This is a genomic window from Flavobacterium sp. B167r (assembly GCF_056824315.1).
The window spans coordinates 1,321,374-1,337,558 of sequence record NZ_CP124859.1; the positions used below are offsets into that span (position 1 = coordinate 1,321,374).

Annotated in this window: 16 protein-coding genes; all 16 read right to left on the bottom strand. The window is 34.3% G+C overall.

What is annotated here, in order from left to right; all coding sequences use genetic code 11:
* Nucleotides 1-133: 133 nt before the first annotated feature.
* The 16 genes from QLQ96_RS06030 to aspS all read right to left on the bottom strand — a co-directional run bounded on the left by QLQ96_RS06030 (nt 134) and on the right by aspS (nt 16,139).
* Entirely contained in the window at nt 134-1,525 is a 1,392-nt protein-coding gene (locus QLQ96_RS06030; RefSeq protein ID WP_482495523.1) for an NADH-quinone oxidoreductase subunit N, read from the bottom strand.
* Nucleotides 1,526-1,590: 65 nt separating this feature from the next.
* Nucleotides 1,591-3,030, bottom strand: a complete 1,440-nt coding sequence (locus QLQ96_RS06035) for a complex I subunit 4 family protein (protein ID WP_482495525.1) — start codon at nt 3,028-3,030, stop codon at nt 1,591-1,593.
* Nucleotides 3,031-3,040: 10 nt separating this feature from the next.
* A complete protein-coding gene (gene nuoL, locus QLQ96_RS06040; RefSeq protein ID WP_482495527.1) occupies nt 3,041-4,930 on the bottom strand; it encodes an NADH-quinone oxidoreductase subunit L in 1,890 nt (629 codons plus the stop codon).
* Between the two features lie 6 nt (nt 4,931-4,936).
* The gene (gene nuoK / locus QLQ96_RS06045; RefSeq protein WP_008466103.1) at nt 4,937-5,257 is read right to left on the bottom strand and encodes an NADH-quinone oxidoreductase subunit NuoK; all 321 of its coding nucleotides are present in this window, start codon (nt 5,255-5,257) and stop codon (nt 4,937-4,939) included.
* Nucleotides 5,257-5,796, bottom strand: a complete 540-nt coding sequence (locus tag QLQ96_RS06050) for an NADH-quinone oxidoreductase subunit J family protein (protein ID WP_482495530.1) — start codon at nt 5,794-5,796, stop codon at nt 5,257-5,259. The genes nuoK and QLQ96_RS06050 overlap by 1 nt, the downstream gene beginning before the upstream one ends.
* Nucleotides 5,797-6,342, bottom strand: a complete 546-nt coding sequence (locus QLQ96_RS06055) for a NuoI/complex I 23 kDa subunit family protein (protein ID WP_482495532.1) — start codon at nt 6,340-6,342, stop codon at nt 5,797-5,799.
* 160 nt (nt 6,343-6,502) lie between these two features.
* Complete coding sequence (gene nuoH, locus QLQ96_RS06060; RefSeq protein WP_482495533.1) at nt 6,503-7,561, bottom strand: NADH-quinone oxidoreductase subunit NuoH; 1,059 nt, start codon at nt 7,559-7,561, stop codon at nt 6,503-6,505.
* The gene (locus QLQ96_RS06065; protein WP_482495534.1) at nt 7,561-8,592 is read right to left on the bottom strand and encodes an NADH-quinone oxidoreductase subunit G; all 1,032 of its coding nucleotides are present in this window, start codon (nt 8,590-8,592) and stop codon (nt 7,561-7,563) included. The genes nuoH and QLQ96_RS06065 overlap by 1 nt, the downstream gene beginning before the upstream one ends.
* A gap of 90 nt (nt 8,593-8,682) precedes the next feature.
* Complete coding sequence (nuoF, locus tag QLQ96_RS06070; protein WP_482495535.1) at nt 8,683-10,053, bottom strand: NADH-quinone oxidoreductase subunit NuoF; 1,371 nt, start codon at nt 10,051-10,053, stop codon at nt 8,683-8,685.
* 1 nt (nt 10,054) lies between these two features.
* The gene (locus tag QLQ96_RS06075) at nt 10,055-10,585 is read right to left on the bottom strand and encodes a complex I 24 kDa subunit family protein (protein ID WP_294784027.1); all 531 of its coding nucleotides are present in this window, start codon (nt 10,583-10,585) and stop codon (nt 10,055-10,057) included.
* A gap of 198 nt (nt 10,586-10,783) precedes the next feature.
* Nucleotides 10,784-12,022 (bottom strand): NADH-quinone oxidoreductase subunit D, encoded by a 1,239-nt coding sequence (locus QLQ96_RS06080; RefSeq protein WP_482495536.1) that lies wholly within the window; start codon nt 12,020-12,022, stop codon nt 10,784-10,786.
* 21 nt (nt 12,023-12,043) lie between these two features.
* A complete protein-coding gene (locus tag QLQ96_RS06085; RefSeq protein ID WP_482495538.1) occupies nt 12,044-12,565 on the bottom strand; it encodes an NADH-quinone oxidoreductase subunit C in 522 nt (173 codons plus the stop codon).
* A gap of 1 nt (nt 12,566) precedes the next feature.
* Nucleotides 12,567-13,115, bottom strand: a complete 549-nt coding sequence (locus QLQ96_RS06090) for an NADH-quinone oxidoreductase subunit B (RefSeq protein ID WP_026727108.1) — start codon at nt 13,113-13,115, stop codon at nt 12,567-12,569.
* 157 nt (nt 13,116-13,272) lie between these two features.
* Nucleotides 13,273-13,638 carry an NADH-quinone oxidoreductase subunit A gene (locus QLQ96_RS06095; protein WP_306154575.1) on the bottom strand — a complete coding sequence of 122 codons (366 nt, stop codon included), beginning with the start codon at nt 13,636-13,638 and terminating at the stop codon, nt 13,273-13,275.
* Between the two features lie 246 nt (nt 13,639-13,884).
* The gene (locus QLQ96_RS06100; RefSeq protein ID WP_007137066.1) at nt 13,885-14,079 is read right to left on the bottom strand and encodes a cold-shock protein; all 195 of its coding nucleotides are present in this window, start codon (nt 14,077-14,079) and stop codon (nt 13,885-13,887) included.
* 308 nt (nt 14,080-14,387) lie between these two features.
* On the bottom strand, nt 14,388-16,139 hold the full coding sequence (gene aspS, locus QLQ96_RS06105) for an aspartate--tRNA ligase (protein WP_482495539.1): 1,752 nt from the start codon (nt 16,137-16,139) through the stop codon (nt 14,388-14,390).
* Nucleotides 16,140-16,185: the final 46 nt, after the last annotated feature.

A 16,185-nucleotide genomic window follows, 5' to 3' on the forward strand; every position in this document is an offset into this window, starting at 1 on the left:
ATGGAGATTTTTTGAAGCGCAATCTTTGGAAAGAATTTTTTAACATGAATTTCGGTTCTTTATTTAAGGCATAAAAAAATCCATTAAAAACTAATTTAATGGATTTGTAAATATTTTAATTAAAGAGACAATCTTATTTTAATAAGTCTAAAACCAATGAAGGGAATAAACCTAAAGCAATGTTTAAAACAATTGATACTATCGCTGTAGCATAAATAAGGAATGGTCTTCCTGTTCTTTCTTGATTTGGCTCTTTAGAATACATTGCGATGATCAATTTGAAATAGTATCCAACACTAATGATAGAATTGATTACTGCTACGATTACTAAACCAATATATCCTGCTTGGATAGTTTGGTTGAATAAGAATAACTTAGCAAAGAATCCAGAGAAAATAGGAATTCCGGCCATTGATAATAATGAAGCTGTAAGAACAGCAGCCAATAGCGGATTTGTTTTTCCTAAACCGTGGAAGTTTGTAATATCTTCATTATCTTGATCTCTGCATACATATAAAATTACACTGAAAGCTGCAATACCAGCTAATGCATAAGCAGCAGTGTAGTATAATAAAACTCCAGCTGAAGCAGAAACAGTTAATAATGTCATTAACATGAAACCTGCGTGAGAAATTCCAGAGAAAGCAAGCATACGTTTTACGTTTACTTGTCTAAGTGCCATAATATTACCAACAGACATAGAAGCGATAGAAAGAACAACTACTATTACTTCAAATGTGTGTAAAAGGTCTTGATTATCTAATGAAGCAATTAAGTTCATACCAGAAACCAATTTAAATAAAGTTGCAATTGCTACAACTTTAGCCAATGTACTCATTAAAGCTGTTGTTAAAGCTGGAGAACCTTCGTAAACGTCTGGAGCCCAGAAGTGGAAAGGAACAGCAGCTACTTTAAATAACATTCCAACAACCATTAAAATCATTCCGATTGGAAACCAGATCGGCAATTCTGCAGAAAGTGCGCTTTCGTGAATATCACTAATGTCAAAGCTTCCCATTGCACCGTAGATCAAACAGATTCCGAAAAGAATAATTCCTGAAGCGAAAGATCCCATTAAGAAATATTTCATACCTGCTTCGTTACTTTTTATATTCAAACGATCACTTGCGGCAAGTACATATAAAGCAATAGATAAAATTTCAATTCCTAAAAAGAACATTGCTAAGTTTCCAAAAGAAACCATTGCTACAGCTCCGGCCAATAAGAAAACCTTAATTGCAACGAAATCTGAAATTTTTGATTGGTGGTTTTGGTAAAAATTATGGCTTAATGCTACAAGGAAAATAGTCAAAACGATAAACAATGATGAAAAAGCTGTAGAAAACTTACTCACTGCTATCATATTGTTGTAATAACTTTGTTCTGTTCCAAATTCACAGTAATTAAGTGCCAATACACCTATTAAACCTAAAATGGTAATAGGAACAATGGCCTTTCTTAAATTAAGAATTTCAAACAATAGGCAAAAAATACCCAATCCTGTTATAGCTATTAATGTATTCATTTTTATCTTTTTGATTTAGGATTTCAATTTTAAGTGAAATCCTAATTTATTTTTTGTTTAAAATATTAGTTCTTATTGATAACTTGTAAAATAGTTTCCAAGCTTGGTGTAATCAAATCTGTGATTGGTTTTGGATAGAAACCAAAGAATAATAAAACTGCTATGATTACTGCAAATGAAATTCCTTCGTTAAGCGTAACATCGGCAAAAGTTTTAGAATTAGTTTCGCCTAACATTACATGTTGGAACATTTTTAACATATAGTAAGCTCCTAAAATAATAGTAGTTCCGCCAAGAATAGCAAACCAGATATTGATTTGAGATAAACTGTATAATACTGTAAACTCTCCAACGAAGTTAAATGTACTTGGTAATGCAACAGAAGCTAATACTAAGATTAAAAACATTGAGGTGAATTTTGGAGACTGAGTACGGATTCCGCCCATTTCTGCAATTTCTCTAGTTTCATATCTTCTGAAAATTACTTCAGCAGCAAAGAACAATCCTACTACAACAAAACCGTGAGCAATCATTTGAAGAACAGCTCCTCTTAACCCATCAAGTGTTAATGTATAAGATCCAGCAGCGATTAATCCAACGTGAGCAAGAGAAGAATAAGCCAATAATTTCTTTAAATCTTTTTGTCTCAAAGCTACAATAGAACCGTAGATAACTCCAGCAATTCCTAAAGCGATAAAGATGTACATATATTCTTTTGCAGCGATTGGCGCAAGTGGCAATTGCCAACGAATTACACTGTACAATCCCATTTTAAGCATGATACCAGATAAAAGCATTGTTCCAACTGTTGGTGCTTTTTGGTACACATTTGCTTGCCAAGTGTGGAAAGGAATAATTGGAATTTTGATAGCATAAGCTAAGAAGAAAGCCAAGAAAATCCAGAATTGTTCGCAAGCAGATAAGTTTACTTTGTATAAATCTTCAATTAAGAAAGAACCTGCTTTTTGGTATAAATAAATGAAAGCAGTTAACATGAATAATGAACCAGCAAGTGTGTAAATAAAGAATTTAACCACTGCTTTTCTTCTTTCTTCAGCATCACCATTACCCCAAATTAAAGCAATAAAGTAGATTGGAATAAGTGCTAACTCCCAGAAAATGTAATATAAAAGACCATCAGAAGCTAAGAAAGTTCCTGTCATAGCAAAAGCCATGAATAAGATCAAAGCATAAAAACCTTTTGCATTTTTATATTCATTTCCAAAAGAAGAAAATATGATAATTGGAGTTAAAGCGACAGTTAGCAAAAGCATTGCAATTCCTAAACCATCAGCATTTAGCGCAAATGAAATTTTAGGCTGATTGATCCATGCATTAATTAAGCTAATGTTTTCACCAGCTAAAAAATGATTCAACAATACAACCGAACAGCCCAAAGCCGTTAAACTAAAGAACAAAGCTACTTTTGAAGCGAGTTTGTCACCAACAAAATAAGTGGCAAATGCACCAACTAAAAGAATAATTAATATAAGAGAAACGTTCATAGTTATAAAATTATTGAGCTAAAAATATATAAGATACAATGGCACAAAGACCTAACACGAAAACAAATAAATATAATCCGATGCTTCCTGTTTGTAATTTTTTTCCTTGAAAAGCAATTTCGTTTGCTATTTTACCTAATCCAAAAACAAGTGCAGATAATCCTGTCTCAATATAGTCTCTAAAGAATTTAGACAAACTATTAATTGGCTGTACAAATACTGCATCGTAAACTTCGTCTACATAATATTTGTTGTATAATACTTTGCTCAAACCAGTAATGTTTTCATCAGATTCTGGAATATTATCTTGCTTAAAGTATTTAACATAAGCAATTAAAATACCTAATAATCCACCAAGAACTGCAACACCCATTAAAGTGTATTCAGTTGTACCTAAATGGTGTTCTTCACCAGCCGCTTTTGTGAAAAGAGGAGCCAAGTAATGATTCAACCAGCTATTTCCAGGTAAACTAATTAACCCGCCAAAAGTTGCTAAAATAGCTAAGATGATAAGCGGAATAGTAATTAATGAACCACTTTCGTGTAAATGATGTTTTTGCTCTTCAGTTCCTCTAAATTCTTTGAAGAAAGTCAAGAACATTAAACGAAACATGTAAAAAGCTGTCATAATTGAAGCAACCGATCCAACAACATATAATGGAATGCTATGGTGGAAAGCAGTCATTAAAATTTCGTCTTTAGAAAAGAATCCTGAGAACAATGGAACTCCAGAAATTGCTAATGAAGAAATCAACATTGTCCAGAATGTAATTGGCATTGCTTTTCTAAGTCCACCCATTTTACGCATATCTTGCTCACCATGTAAACCGTGAATTACAGATCCAGATCCTAAGAATAAACAAGCTTTAAAGAAAGCGTGAGTGATTACGTGAAAAACAGCTACTTCATAAGCTCCAAATCCTAATGCTAAAAACATTAATCCTAATTGTGAAACTGTAGAGTAAGCCAATACTTTTTTGATATCAGTTTGAACTAATCCAATTGTAGCCGCTACTAATGAAGTGATAGCTCCAATAATTGCAATTACATTTTGAACATCATGAGCCAAGTCAAAAATAAAGTTTAATCTTGTTACCATAAAGATACCTGCAGTCACCATCGTAGCTGCGTGGATTAATGCAGAAACTGGAGTCGGTCCAGCCATCGCATCAGGTAACCAAGTGTATAACGGAATTTGAGCAGATTTACCACAAGCTCCAATAAATAGACATAAAGCAGCAGCAGATAAAGACATTGCAATTGACGGATCAATTTTAATGGTTGAAATTATTTCCTTCAGCTCGCTATAGTCTAAAGTATGGAAAGTATATCCTAAAATGAACATTCCAATTAATAAACCTAAATCTCCAATTCTGTTCATGATGAAAGCTTTTTTCGCTGCATCATTGTAATCTTGGTTTTTATGCCAGAATCCAATTAATAGGTAAGAACAAAGTCCAACACCTTCCCATCCAATGAAAAGAACTAATAAGTTGCTTCCAATTACAAGCGTAATCATAAAGAATACGAACAGATTTAAATACGCAAAAAACTTGTGCATATTCTCATCATCATGCATGTAACTGATAGAGTATAAGTGAATCAAAGATCCAATTCCAGTTACGAAAAGTAACCAAAGAACAGATAATTGATCTAATAAAAATCCAAGATTGATTTTTAAGTTGCTAATTTGAATCCAATCAAATAAGGTAACCTGAATTCCTTTTCCAGTTGAAGTTATTTGATTAAAAAGTAAAAGAGAGACTACAAAAGAAATCGCCACGGCAACAGTTCCGATTGCACCAGAAGCTGTTTTTCCTAAGCTTTTTCCAAAAAAGACATTTACTAGAAAACCTAGTAAAGGAGTTAAAACTAAAATTAATGCTAAATTGGTATCCATTTCTGTTTATCCTTTTAAATTTTTTAAATTATCGATACTAATTGATCCGATATTTCTAAAGATAGAAACTAAAATGGCCAATCCTACCGCAACTTCGGCTGCAGCAACCGCCATCGAGAAGAACACAAAAACTTGTCCTTGCGCATCTTGATGATAAGTTGAAAAAGCAACAAATAAAAGGTTTACCGCATTCAACATAATTTCGATAGACATGAAAACGATAATAGCATTTCGTCTGTACAATACACCAAAAATACCAATACAGAAAAGTACAACACTCAAAAAGATGTAATTTTCAATACCTATTTGATTTAATATATTACCCATTATTTATTTAATTTTTCTTTTTTAGACAATAGAACTGTTCCAATCATAGCAACCAAAAGTAAGATCGAAGCAAATTCGAATGGAACCATATATTCGTCCAATAAAATTTTACCTAAAACTTTAATTGATTGGAAATCTTCTCCAGTAGAATCATATTCACCTACAATTGGTTTCGAGTTAATAAAGATTGTAATCAAAACAATCACTATTAAACAGAAAGAAACAATTGCTCCTAAGCGTGTAATTCTAGGGCGGTGAACTTCTCGTTGTTCATTTAAGTTCATCAACATGATCGTAAACAGGAACAGAATCATAATAGCTCCAGAGTAAACTATTATATGTACAATTGCTAAGAATTGAGAATTTAATAATAAATAATGACCAGCAATCGAGAAGAAACAGATAACTAAATAAATAGCACTGTGAATTGGATTTCTGCTGAAAATAGTTAAAAACGCAGTAATAACGGTAATAAACGCTAAAAAGCAAAAGATAATTTGAACAGTTGTTGCGTGTGCAAAATCGGGAATATGTATCATTTAGTTAGCGTTTTTAAGTTGAGCGTTTTTCATAGCCATTTCTAAAGGCATTACTAATTTATCTTTCCCAAAAATGAAATCTTCTCTTTCGTAACTAGCAGGAACTAAAACTTTAGACTGTGTCAAGTAAATAGCGTCTTTTGGACAAGCTTCTTCACACAAACCACAGAAAATACAACGAAGCATGTTGATCTCATAGATTTCAGCATATTTTTCTTCTCTGTATAAATGTTTTTCGTCTGCTTTACGTTCAGCAGCTTTCATTGTAATTGCTTCCGCAGGACAAGATAATGCGCATAATCCACAAGCAGTACAGTTTTCACGACCTTGCTCATCACGTTTCAACATGTGCTGACCACGGTAAACGGGGCTCATCGTACGAACCTGCTCAGGATAATGAATCGTAACTTTTTTTCTAAAAAGGTGCTTAAGCGTGATAGCCAAACCTTTTACAATCGCCACAAGATACAATCGTTCCAAAAAAGTCATGTCTTTATTTGACACCACTTTTTTTCTACCCGATAATGATATAGTTTCTATTGACATTTTTACTATTATAGTTTATGATTTACAATTTGAGATCAATCAAATTCAAAATCTATTTTATTTTTATTTGAAGCTTAATCCTGCTCTCCGCTGTATCTTTTATGGTGAACCCCACCATAAAAGGATGCCGCTTCGATCAGGGCTAGGGCATTACGGTTTGTTAGAATCCTAAAGCTGTTGCGATATCGTGTCTTAAAATAACAGCACCCGTAATCATAATATTAATAATCGAAAGTGGAATCAAAATTCTCCAACCTAAGTTCATTAATTGGTCATATCTAAATCTTGGAATCGTCCAACGTACCCACATGTAGAAGAATATGAAGAAACATATTTTTACAAATAATACTGCAATTCCTAATAAGTTAGCGGTATTTACACCAACATTTTCCACCATCCATTGCATTCCAGGATAGTTGTAACCTCCAAAGAACAATACAGAAATAATAGTAGCAGAAGTAAACATACTAGCATATTCAGCAAATAAATAGAATCCCATTTTCATTGATGAATATTCCGTGTGGTAACCTCCAATTAATTCACTCTCACATTCTGCTAAATCGAAAGGTGTTCTGTTAGTTTCTGCGAATGAACAAATCAAGAAAATCAAAAATGATAAAGGCTGATAGAAAACATTCCAATTCATTCCCGCTTGCTGTTCAGAAATTACTTTTAAACTCATTGTTCCGGTCATCATTAATAAAGCAATCATTGATAATCCCATTGCAACTTCATAAGAAACCATTTGTGAAGCTGCACGAACAGCTCCCATTAATGAGAATTTATTGTTAGAAGCCCATCCACCAATCATGATACCGTAAACTCCAACAGAAAGAACTCCAAAAATGTATAATAGAGCAATATTTATATCAGTTGCCTGAAGAATAACTTCTCTTCCAAAAACTACTAAATGATCTCCCCACGGAATAACAGCACTTGTCATTAAGGCAGTACTCATGGCAATTGCTGGTCCTACAACAAATAAAAATCTATTCGGTGTATTTGGGAAAAATTCTTCTTTTGAGAATAATTTCATACCATCAGCAAGTGGTTGTAATAAACCTCCCCATCCAGCACGGTTTGGACCAACACGGTCTTGCAAGAAAGCTGCAACTTTACGTTCAGCCCAAGTAGAATACATTGCCATAATCATCGTTACAGCAAAAACTACAACAATTACAACACTCTTTTCTATAATAAACGCACCATCTACCATCATTAAGAGTTTTTATTGTTATTGTATAATGGAATTTCAGCCATACTAATTTTTTTACGGTCAATATCTCTACCCATAAGAATATTCTTTTCAGTATCGATTTGTACTTTCTCAAGTTTTTGAGTGTAGTTATTTTGGTTGATAACAGAATCTTTTTCAAATTCTCTTGGTCCTTCAATAACCCAGTCATTTACATCTTTGTGATCAAAACGACAGCTGTTGCAAATGAATTCTTCAACTTCATGGTACTCATCTTTACGACCTGTAACACGTTGAATTTCTCCACCAAACATCCAAACTGTAGTTTTTCCACAACATCCTGGAGTTGTACATTCTCTGTGCGCGTTGTAAGGTTTGTTGAACCAAACTCTTGATTTAAAACGGAAAGTTTTGTCTGTTAAAGCTCCAACTGGACAAACGTCAATCATGTTTCCTGAAAACTCATTGTCGATTGCTTTAGAAATTCCAGTTGAAATATTAGCGTGGTCACCACGATCTAATACTCCGTGAACTCTGTTGTCTGTCAATTGATCTGCAACTTGCACACATCTTTGGCATAAGATACAACGGTTCATATGTAGTTGAATGTTTGGACCAATATCTTCTGGTTCAAATGTTCTTTTTTCTTCAATAAAACGTGATTTTGGGTTTCCGTGCTCAAAACTTAAATTTTGAAGATCACATTCACCAGCTTGATCACAAATTGGGCAGTCTAATGGGTGGTTGATCAATAAAAATTCTGTCACCGATTTACGTGCTTCCGTAACTCTGGCAGAAGATTTACTATTTACTTCCATTCCGTCCATACATCCTGTTACACAAGATGCCATTAATTTTGGCATTGGTCTAGGGTCAGCTTCACTTCCTTTTGAAACTTCAACTAAGCAGCAACGGCATTTTCCGCCACTCCCTTTTAATTTTGAGTAATAGCACATGGCTGGCGGCACCAAATCTCCACCAATCATACGTGCAGCCTGCAGGATCGTTGTTCCTGGCTCTACGTCTATACTTTGACCGTCTATGGTTACTTTCATTTCTTTATGTCTTAATGTCTAAAGTCTAAAGTCCAAAGTCAATCTACTCAACTTTAAAAACTTTCCAACTTTCGACTTTTTAACTTTTGACTATATTATTACTTTACCGCCTACTAAATGCTTTACTTGTGAAAAAGGTTCAGCAACAAAGTGATCTCTATTTTTGATTTTTTCTGGGAAACGAACGTGATATTCGAATTCATCTCTAAAGTGACGAATCGCAGCTGCTACTGGCCAAGAAGCGGCGTCGCCAAGTGGGCAAATTGTATTACCCTCGATTTTACTTTGAATACTCCACAACAATTCGATATCTTCTTCACGGCCTTGACCGTTTTCGATTCTCCATAAGATTTTTTCCAACCATCCCGTTCCTTCACGGCAAGGTGTACATTGTCCGCAAGATTCGTGGTGGTAAAAACGAGCAAAGTTCCAAGTGTTTCTTACTACACAAGCAGTGTCGTTGTACACGATAAATCCTCCAGAACCTAACATAGATCCAGTAGCAAAACCACCATCACTTAAAGATTCGTAAGTCATTAATCTGTCTTCACCGTTTGCTGTTTTGAAAATCAATTCAGCTGGTAAAATTGGCACTGAAGATCCTCCAGGAACAAATGCTTTCAAAGGTCTGCTAGAAGACATTCCTCCTAAATATTCATCAGAATTCATGAATTCGTCAACACTTAAACCTAATTCAATTTCATAAACCCCAGGATTTTTAATGTGTCCTGAAGCAGAAATTAATTTAGTTCCAGTAGAACGTCCAATTCCAATTTTAGCATAATCATCACCAGAATTGTTTACAATCCAAGGCACAGTCGCAATTGTTTCAACATTGTTTACTACAGTTGGATTTGCCCAAAGACCAGAAACTGCTGGGAAAGGTGGTTTAATACGAGGATTTCCTCTTTTACCTTCCAAAGATTCGATTAATGCTGTTTCTTCTCCACAGATGTATGCTCCAGCTCCACAGTGTACGTGAAGTTCAAGATCATAACCTGTTCCTAATATATTTTTTCCTAACCAACCTGCAGCTTTTGCTTCGGCGATTGCTCTTTCTAAAATTTTGAAAACCCACATATATTCTCCACGGATGTAGATATAAGATAGGTTAGCGCCCAATGCATAGCTTGAAGTAATCATTCCTTCGATCAATAAATGAGGAATATATTCCATCAAGAATCGATCTTTAAATGTTCCAGGCTCAGATTCGTCGGCGTTGCAAACTAAGTGTCTTGGTTTTCCTGATTTTTTGTCAATAAAACTCCATTTCATTCCAGCAGGGAAACCAGCTCCACCACGACCACGTAATCCTGATTTTTTTACTTCTTCAGTAACTTCATCTGGAGTAAGTGTTTTTAAAGCTTTTTCTACAGAAGCATAACCACCATTTTGGCGATATACTTCGTAGGTTTTAATTCCAGGAATATTGATTTTATCTAATAATATTTTTTGTGACATCTTATTTATCGTGTAATATTATTTTATCATCTCTACAATCTGCGATAAGCTGATCGATTTTTTCTTCTGTCAATTTCTCTTTGTAGAAATCTCCCAACTGCATCATCGGAGCGTATCCGCAAGCACCTAAACATTCTACACCAGCAATGGTAAACATTCCGTCTGGAGTTGTTTCGCCCATTTTAATGCCTAATTTTTCAGAAGTATAATCCATTAAATTTTCGGCACCGTTTAAACAACAACAAGAAGTCTGGCAAAACTCAAACATGTATTTTCCAATTGGTTTTTGGTTGTACATGGTATAAAAAGTCACTACTTCATAAACCTCAATAGGTTTGATCTGAAGAATTTCGGCAACTTTATCTTGCAATTCAATGCTTAACCAGTTGTTATGTGCATCCTGAACCTCATGTAAAACAGGCAATAAAGCCGATTTTTGTTTACCTTCAGGATAATGACTAATCAATTCATTGATGCGAGTCATCAATGCTTCTGTCATATTTATTTCTTGTTTGTAATGTTTACGTTCCATTTTAATTTTAGATTTCTGATTTTAGATTTCTGATTTTCACAATCTTTGTCTATAATCTATGATTCTTCAATCATTGTTTAAGTTTTAGATTCTTCAATCTGAATTTTTCAATTCCTAATTATAATTTTTAAATCTAAATTCTAAAATCTGCATTCTCAATCAGCAATCTAAAATCTAAATTCTAAAATCTACAATTTCTTACGCGTCTAATTCTCCTGCAATTACATTTAAACTTGACAAAATTACAATCGCATCAGACAGTAAAGCGCCTTTAATCATGTCTGGATATGCTTGATAGTAAATGAAACAAGGTCTTCTGAAATGTAATCTATATGGAGTTCTACTTCCGTCAGTAACTAAATAAAAACCTAACTCTCCATTTCCACCTTCAACAGGATGGTAAATTTCTGCAACTGGAACAGGAACTTCTCCCATTACAATTTTAAAGTGATAGATTAATGATTCCATATTATTATACACATCTTCTTTTGGAGGAAGGTAATAATCTGGAACTTGAGCATGATATTCGTTTCCAGCTGGCATTTTGTCCAAAGCCTGACGAATAATGCTTAAACTTTCCCAAACTTCAGCATTACGAACACAGAAACGATCGTAAGTATCTCCCGATTTTCCAACAGGAACAATAAAATCGAAATCTTCGTAAGATGAGTATGGTTGTGCAACACGAACGTCATAATCAACTCCGGCAGCACGCAAGTTTGGACCTGTAAATCCGTAAGCCATTGCTTGTTCAGCAGATATAGCACCAACGTTTACAGTTCTGTCAAGGAAAATTCTATTTCTTTCGAATAAGTTTTCGAATTCTTTCCAAGCAACTGGAAATTCTTCAAGAAAAGCCTCGATTTTTTTGAAAGCTTCTGGAGTCCAGTCTCTTTCAAAACCACCAATTCTTCCCATATTTGTAGTCAAACGAGCGCCACAAATTTCTTCGTAAATCTCGTATACTTTTTCTCTAAATTGAAAAACGTATAAGAAACCAGTATACGCACCAGTATCAACCCCAAGAATCGAGTTACAGATTAAGTGGTCTGTAATACGAGCCAGCTCCATAACGATAACTCTTAAATATTGTGCTCTTTTTGGAACTTCAATACCTAATAATTTTTCTAAAGTCATCCACCATCCCATATTATTGATAGGAGAGGAGCAATAGTTCATACGGTCTGTAAGAGGTGTAATTTGATAAAAAGGACGATTCTCAGCGATTTTTTCGAAAGCTCTGTGAATGTAACCAATTGTTGGTTCAGCTTCAAGAATTCTTTCTCCGTCCATTAAAAGGATATTTTGAAAAATACCGTGAGTAGCCGGGTGAGTAGGTCCTAAATTCAGTACAGAAAGTTCGCTTCCGTCTTCGTTTAGTTTCTCCTTAATTATTTTAGCATAACGATGCTCTGGTGGTAATAATAGTTCTGACATTTTATAATGTTGAATTATTTTTTAGCAATTTGTTGTTGTTCTTCCAAAGAATCTGTCGTCTTTATCAGTTCTTCCGCTGTCTTCCATTGGGAATTCTTTTCTCATAGGGAAAGACACCATTTCGTCCATATTTAAAATACGTTTCAATTGCGGGTGGCCAATAAAATTAACTCCAAAGAAATCGTATGTTTCTCTTTCCATCCAGTTTGAACTCAAGAAAATATTTGAAATTGATTTGATCTCTGGTTTTTCACCGCTGATATATACTTTAATTCTCAAACGTTTATTTTCGTACCAGTTATGTAAATGATAAACAATAGCAAACTGACGTTCAGCTTCATTATCTGGATAATGAATTCCGCATAAATCGGTTAAGAAGTTAAAACGTAATTCTGGATCATTTTTAAGGAAAAGAATCAACGCAGTGATTTTATCAGCTGAAGCTTCTAAAGAAAAAATATCTCTTTCTTGCTGAAAGTTAAAAACATCGCTATTGAATGTTTCTACAAGTTTGTCTTGAATTTGGGTATTTTCTAAGGCCATCTTATGAGATATTATATGAAGCTAATAATTCTTGGTATTCTGGTGAGCTTCTGCGTCTCACAGATTCGCTTTTTACCAATTCCTGAAGTCTCATTACTCCATCAACAATTTGTTCTGGTCTTGGTGGGCATCCTGGCACATAAACGTCAACTGGAATTACTTTGTCAATTCCTTGCAGAACAGAATAAGTGTCAAAAACTCCTCCTGAAGAAGCACAAGCTCCAACAGCAATTACCCAACGAGGCTCAGACATTTGCTCATATACTTGTCTTAAAATAGGGGCCATTTTTTTTGAAATAGTTCCCATCACTAATAACATATCTGCTTGTCTTGGCGAGAAACTCACACGCTCAGAACCAAATCGAGCTAAGTCATAGTGAGATGCCATTGTTGCCATGAATTCGATACCACAGCATGAAGTCGCGAAAGGAAGCGGCCATAATGAGTTAGCTCTTGCTAAACCAACTACATCATTAAGTTTTGTAGCGAAGAAACCTTCACCAGTAACTCCTTCTGGCGGCGCAACCATATTTACTTTTGAATCGCTCATTTTATTTTAGATTTCTGATTTTAGATTTTAGATTTTTTCAAATCGTAAAAAGTAAAATCAATTTTTTAAATCAGTAATTTAATTGGAGTTCAAATCTTAAATTTTAATTGAAGATGCGTAAATCTAAAATCAGGAATCTAAAATCTAAAATCTCTATTTATTCCCACTCTAATGCTTTCTTTTTGATGATATAAAAGAAACCAACTAAAAGCAAAGACATGAAAACTATCATTTTTAACATTCCTTCAACTCCTAAGTCTTTGAAGTTTACTGCCCAAGGATAAAGGAAAATAACCTCTACGTCGAATAATACGAACAAAATGGCAACTAGGAAGTATTTTACAGAGAATGGAATACGGGCGTTACCAACAGATTCGATACCACATTCGAAGTTTTTATCTTTAACTTCAGAGGTTCTTCTTGGTCCTAATTTTCCAGAAATAATGATTGTTCCTACCACAAAACCAACAGCTAGAATAAACTGCATTAAAATAGGAATGTAACTGTATTGATCAGATTGCATAAACTTCGATTTTATACTTAAAAAATGAGTCACAAAGATAACTTGGAAGTCTGTAAAACACAAGCTAAAAAAGGATTTAAGTAGGGGGTCGAACCGCGTTTATGTCTAATTTTTATTCATTATAAATAACATGGCGTTATTTTAATATTTTTTTAAGATATAGGCAAAAAAAAAAACGTTTCGAATTTAATCGAAACGTTTTCTGAGACCATTCAGAGGCAAAAAAAATAAATTGCTATATTTTTCTTAGATTACTGCTACTTTAGCAGCAACTTTCCCTTTTCTTCCTTCTTCTTCTTCGTAGCTTACACGGTCACCTTCGCGTAATTCTTCCGCGTTAATTCCTGAAGCGTGAACGAAGATGTCCTTTCCTGTTTCTTCGTCTGTAATGAATCCATAACCTTTAGATTCATTGAAAAATTTTACTGTACCTGTACGCATTGTAATTGTAATAATAATTTATAATAAAACAAATGTAATATATAATATCATACAAAAGACATATACGTGTTAATTTTTTGTAAAAATTATTGATTTACAGTGTTTTTACGTGGTTTATTGAATCAATTTGTTTATAAAATACCATAATTTGCGAATCATTAATTGTAGGAATATAAAAAATACTAATTTGTAAGAATTTGGCAATTCAAAGAAATTATCTAAGATTTTTCTTAGTATTTGGTAAAATTAAAAAAGCCATTGAAATTTCAATGGCTTTTCTTTTTATATAGGGATAAATTTATTTCAAATTAAGCTAAATCTACTTTAATTCGAAGTTCCTTTAATTGTGCATCATCAATTGCAGCGGGTGCGTCGATCATCACATCGCGTCCTGAATTGTTTTTTGGGAACGCGATAAAATCTCTAATTGTTTCTTGACCTCCTAAAATAGCTACCAGTCTGTCTAAACCAAATGCTAATCCACCGTGAGGCGGTGCTCCAAATTGGAAAGCATCCATTAAGAATCCAAATTGAGCTTTTGCTTCATCTTCGGTAAATCCTAAATATTTAAACATTAATTGTTGAGTCGCTTTATCGTGAATACGAATAGATCCACCTCCAATTTCGTTTCCGTTTAAAACCATATCGTATGCGTTTGCACGAACTTTTCCAGGCTCTGTTTCCAGTAAAGCCATATCTTCAGGTTTTGGAGAAGTAAATGGATGGTGCATTGCATGGTAACGACCGCTTTCTTCGTCAAGTTCTAATAATGGGAAATCTACAACCCAAAGTGGTGCAAATTCCTCAGGATTACGCAATCCTAAACGAGTTGCCAATTCCATACGTAAAGCAGAAAGTTGAGCGCGCGTTTTGTTTGCAGGTCCAGAAAGAACAAAAATCATGTCTCCAGGTTTTGCTTCTGTTGCTTTTGCCCAATTTGCCAAATCGTCTTGATCGTAGAATTTATCTACAGATGATTTGTATGTTCCGTCTTCGTTGCATTTTGCATAAACCATTCCAGATGCTCCAACTTGAGGACGTTTCACCCAGTCAATTAATCCGTCGATTTCTTTACGAGTGTAATTTCCAGCTCCCGGAACAGCGATTCCAACAACTAATTCAGCGGCATTAAATACAGGGAATTCTTTATGTTGCGCAAATTCGTTTAATTCTCCAAACTTCATTCCGAAACGAATGTCCGGTTTGTCATTTCCGTATGTTTTCATGGCATAGTCGTAAGTAATTCTTGGGAATTTATCTACTTCAATGCCTTTAATTTCTTTAAGTAAATGTCTTGTCAACCCTTCAAAAATATTCAAAATATCTTCTTGTTCTACAAATGCCATTTCGCAGTCAATTTGAGTAAACTCAGGCTGACGGTCTGCACGTAAATCTTCGTCACGGAAACATTTTACGATTTGGAAATATTTATCCATTCCTCCAACCATTAAAAGCTGTTTGAAAGTCTGAGGAGATTGTGGCAAAGCATAAAACTGACCTTCGTTCATACGGCTTGGTACAACGAAATCTCTCGCTCCTTCAGGAGTAGATTTGATTAAATAAGGAGTTTCAACTTCGCAGAAATCTAAATCAGATAAATATTTACGAACTTCCATTGCCACTTTGTGACGGAATAACAAGCTATTTTTTACTGGATTTCTTCTGATATCCAAATAACGGTATTTCATTCTGATGTCTTCTCCACCATCTGTTTCGTCTTCTATAGTGAATGGAGGAGTAAGTGCAGCATTTAAAATCGTCAATTCAGAAACTAAAATTTCAATTTCACCCGTTGGAATATTTTTGTTTTTAGCTTCACGCTCGATTACTGTTCCTTTTACTTGAATTACAAATTCTCTTCCTAGAGTTTTAGCCAATTCAAAAACAGTTTTATCTGTACGACTTTCGTCGAAAATAAGTTGAGTAATTCCATAACGGTCACGCAAATCGACCCAATTCATAAATCCTTTATCACGTGATTTTTGAACCCAGCCCGCAAGTGTAACTTCGGTATTAATATTTGAAGCGTTTAATTCGCCACAATTATGACTTCTATACATAATCAAAATTTTAGACTGCAAAAGTAAATACAAAATTCAAGATAAT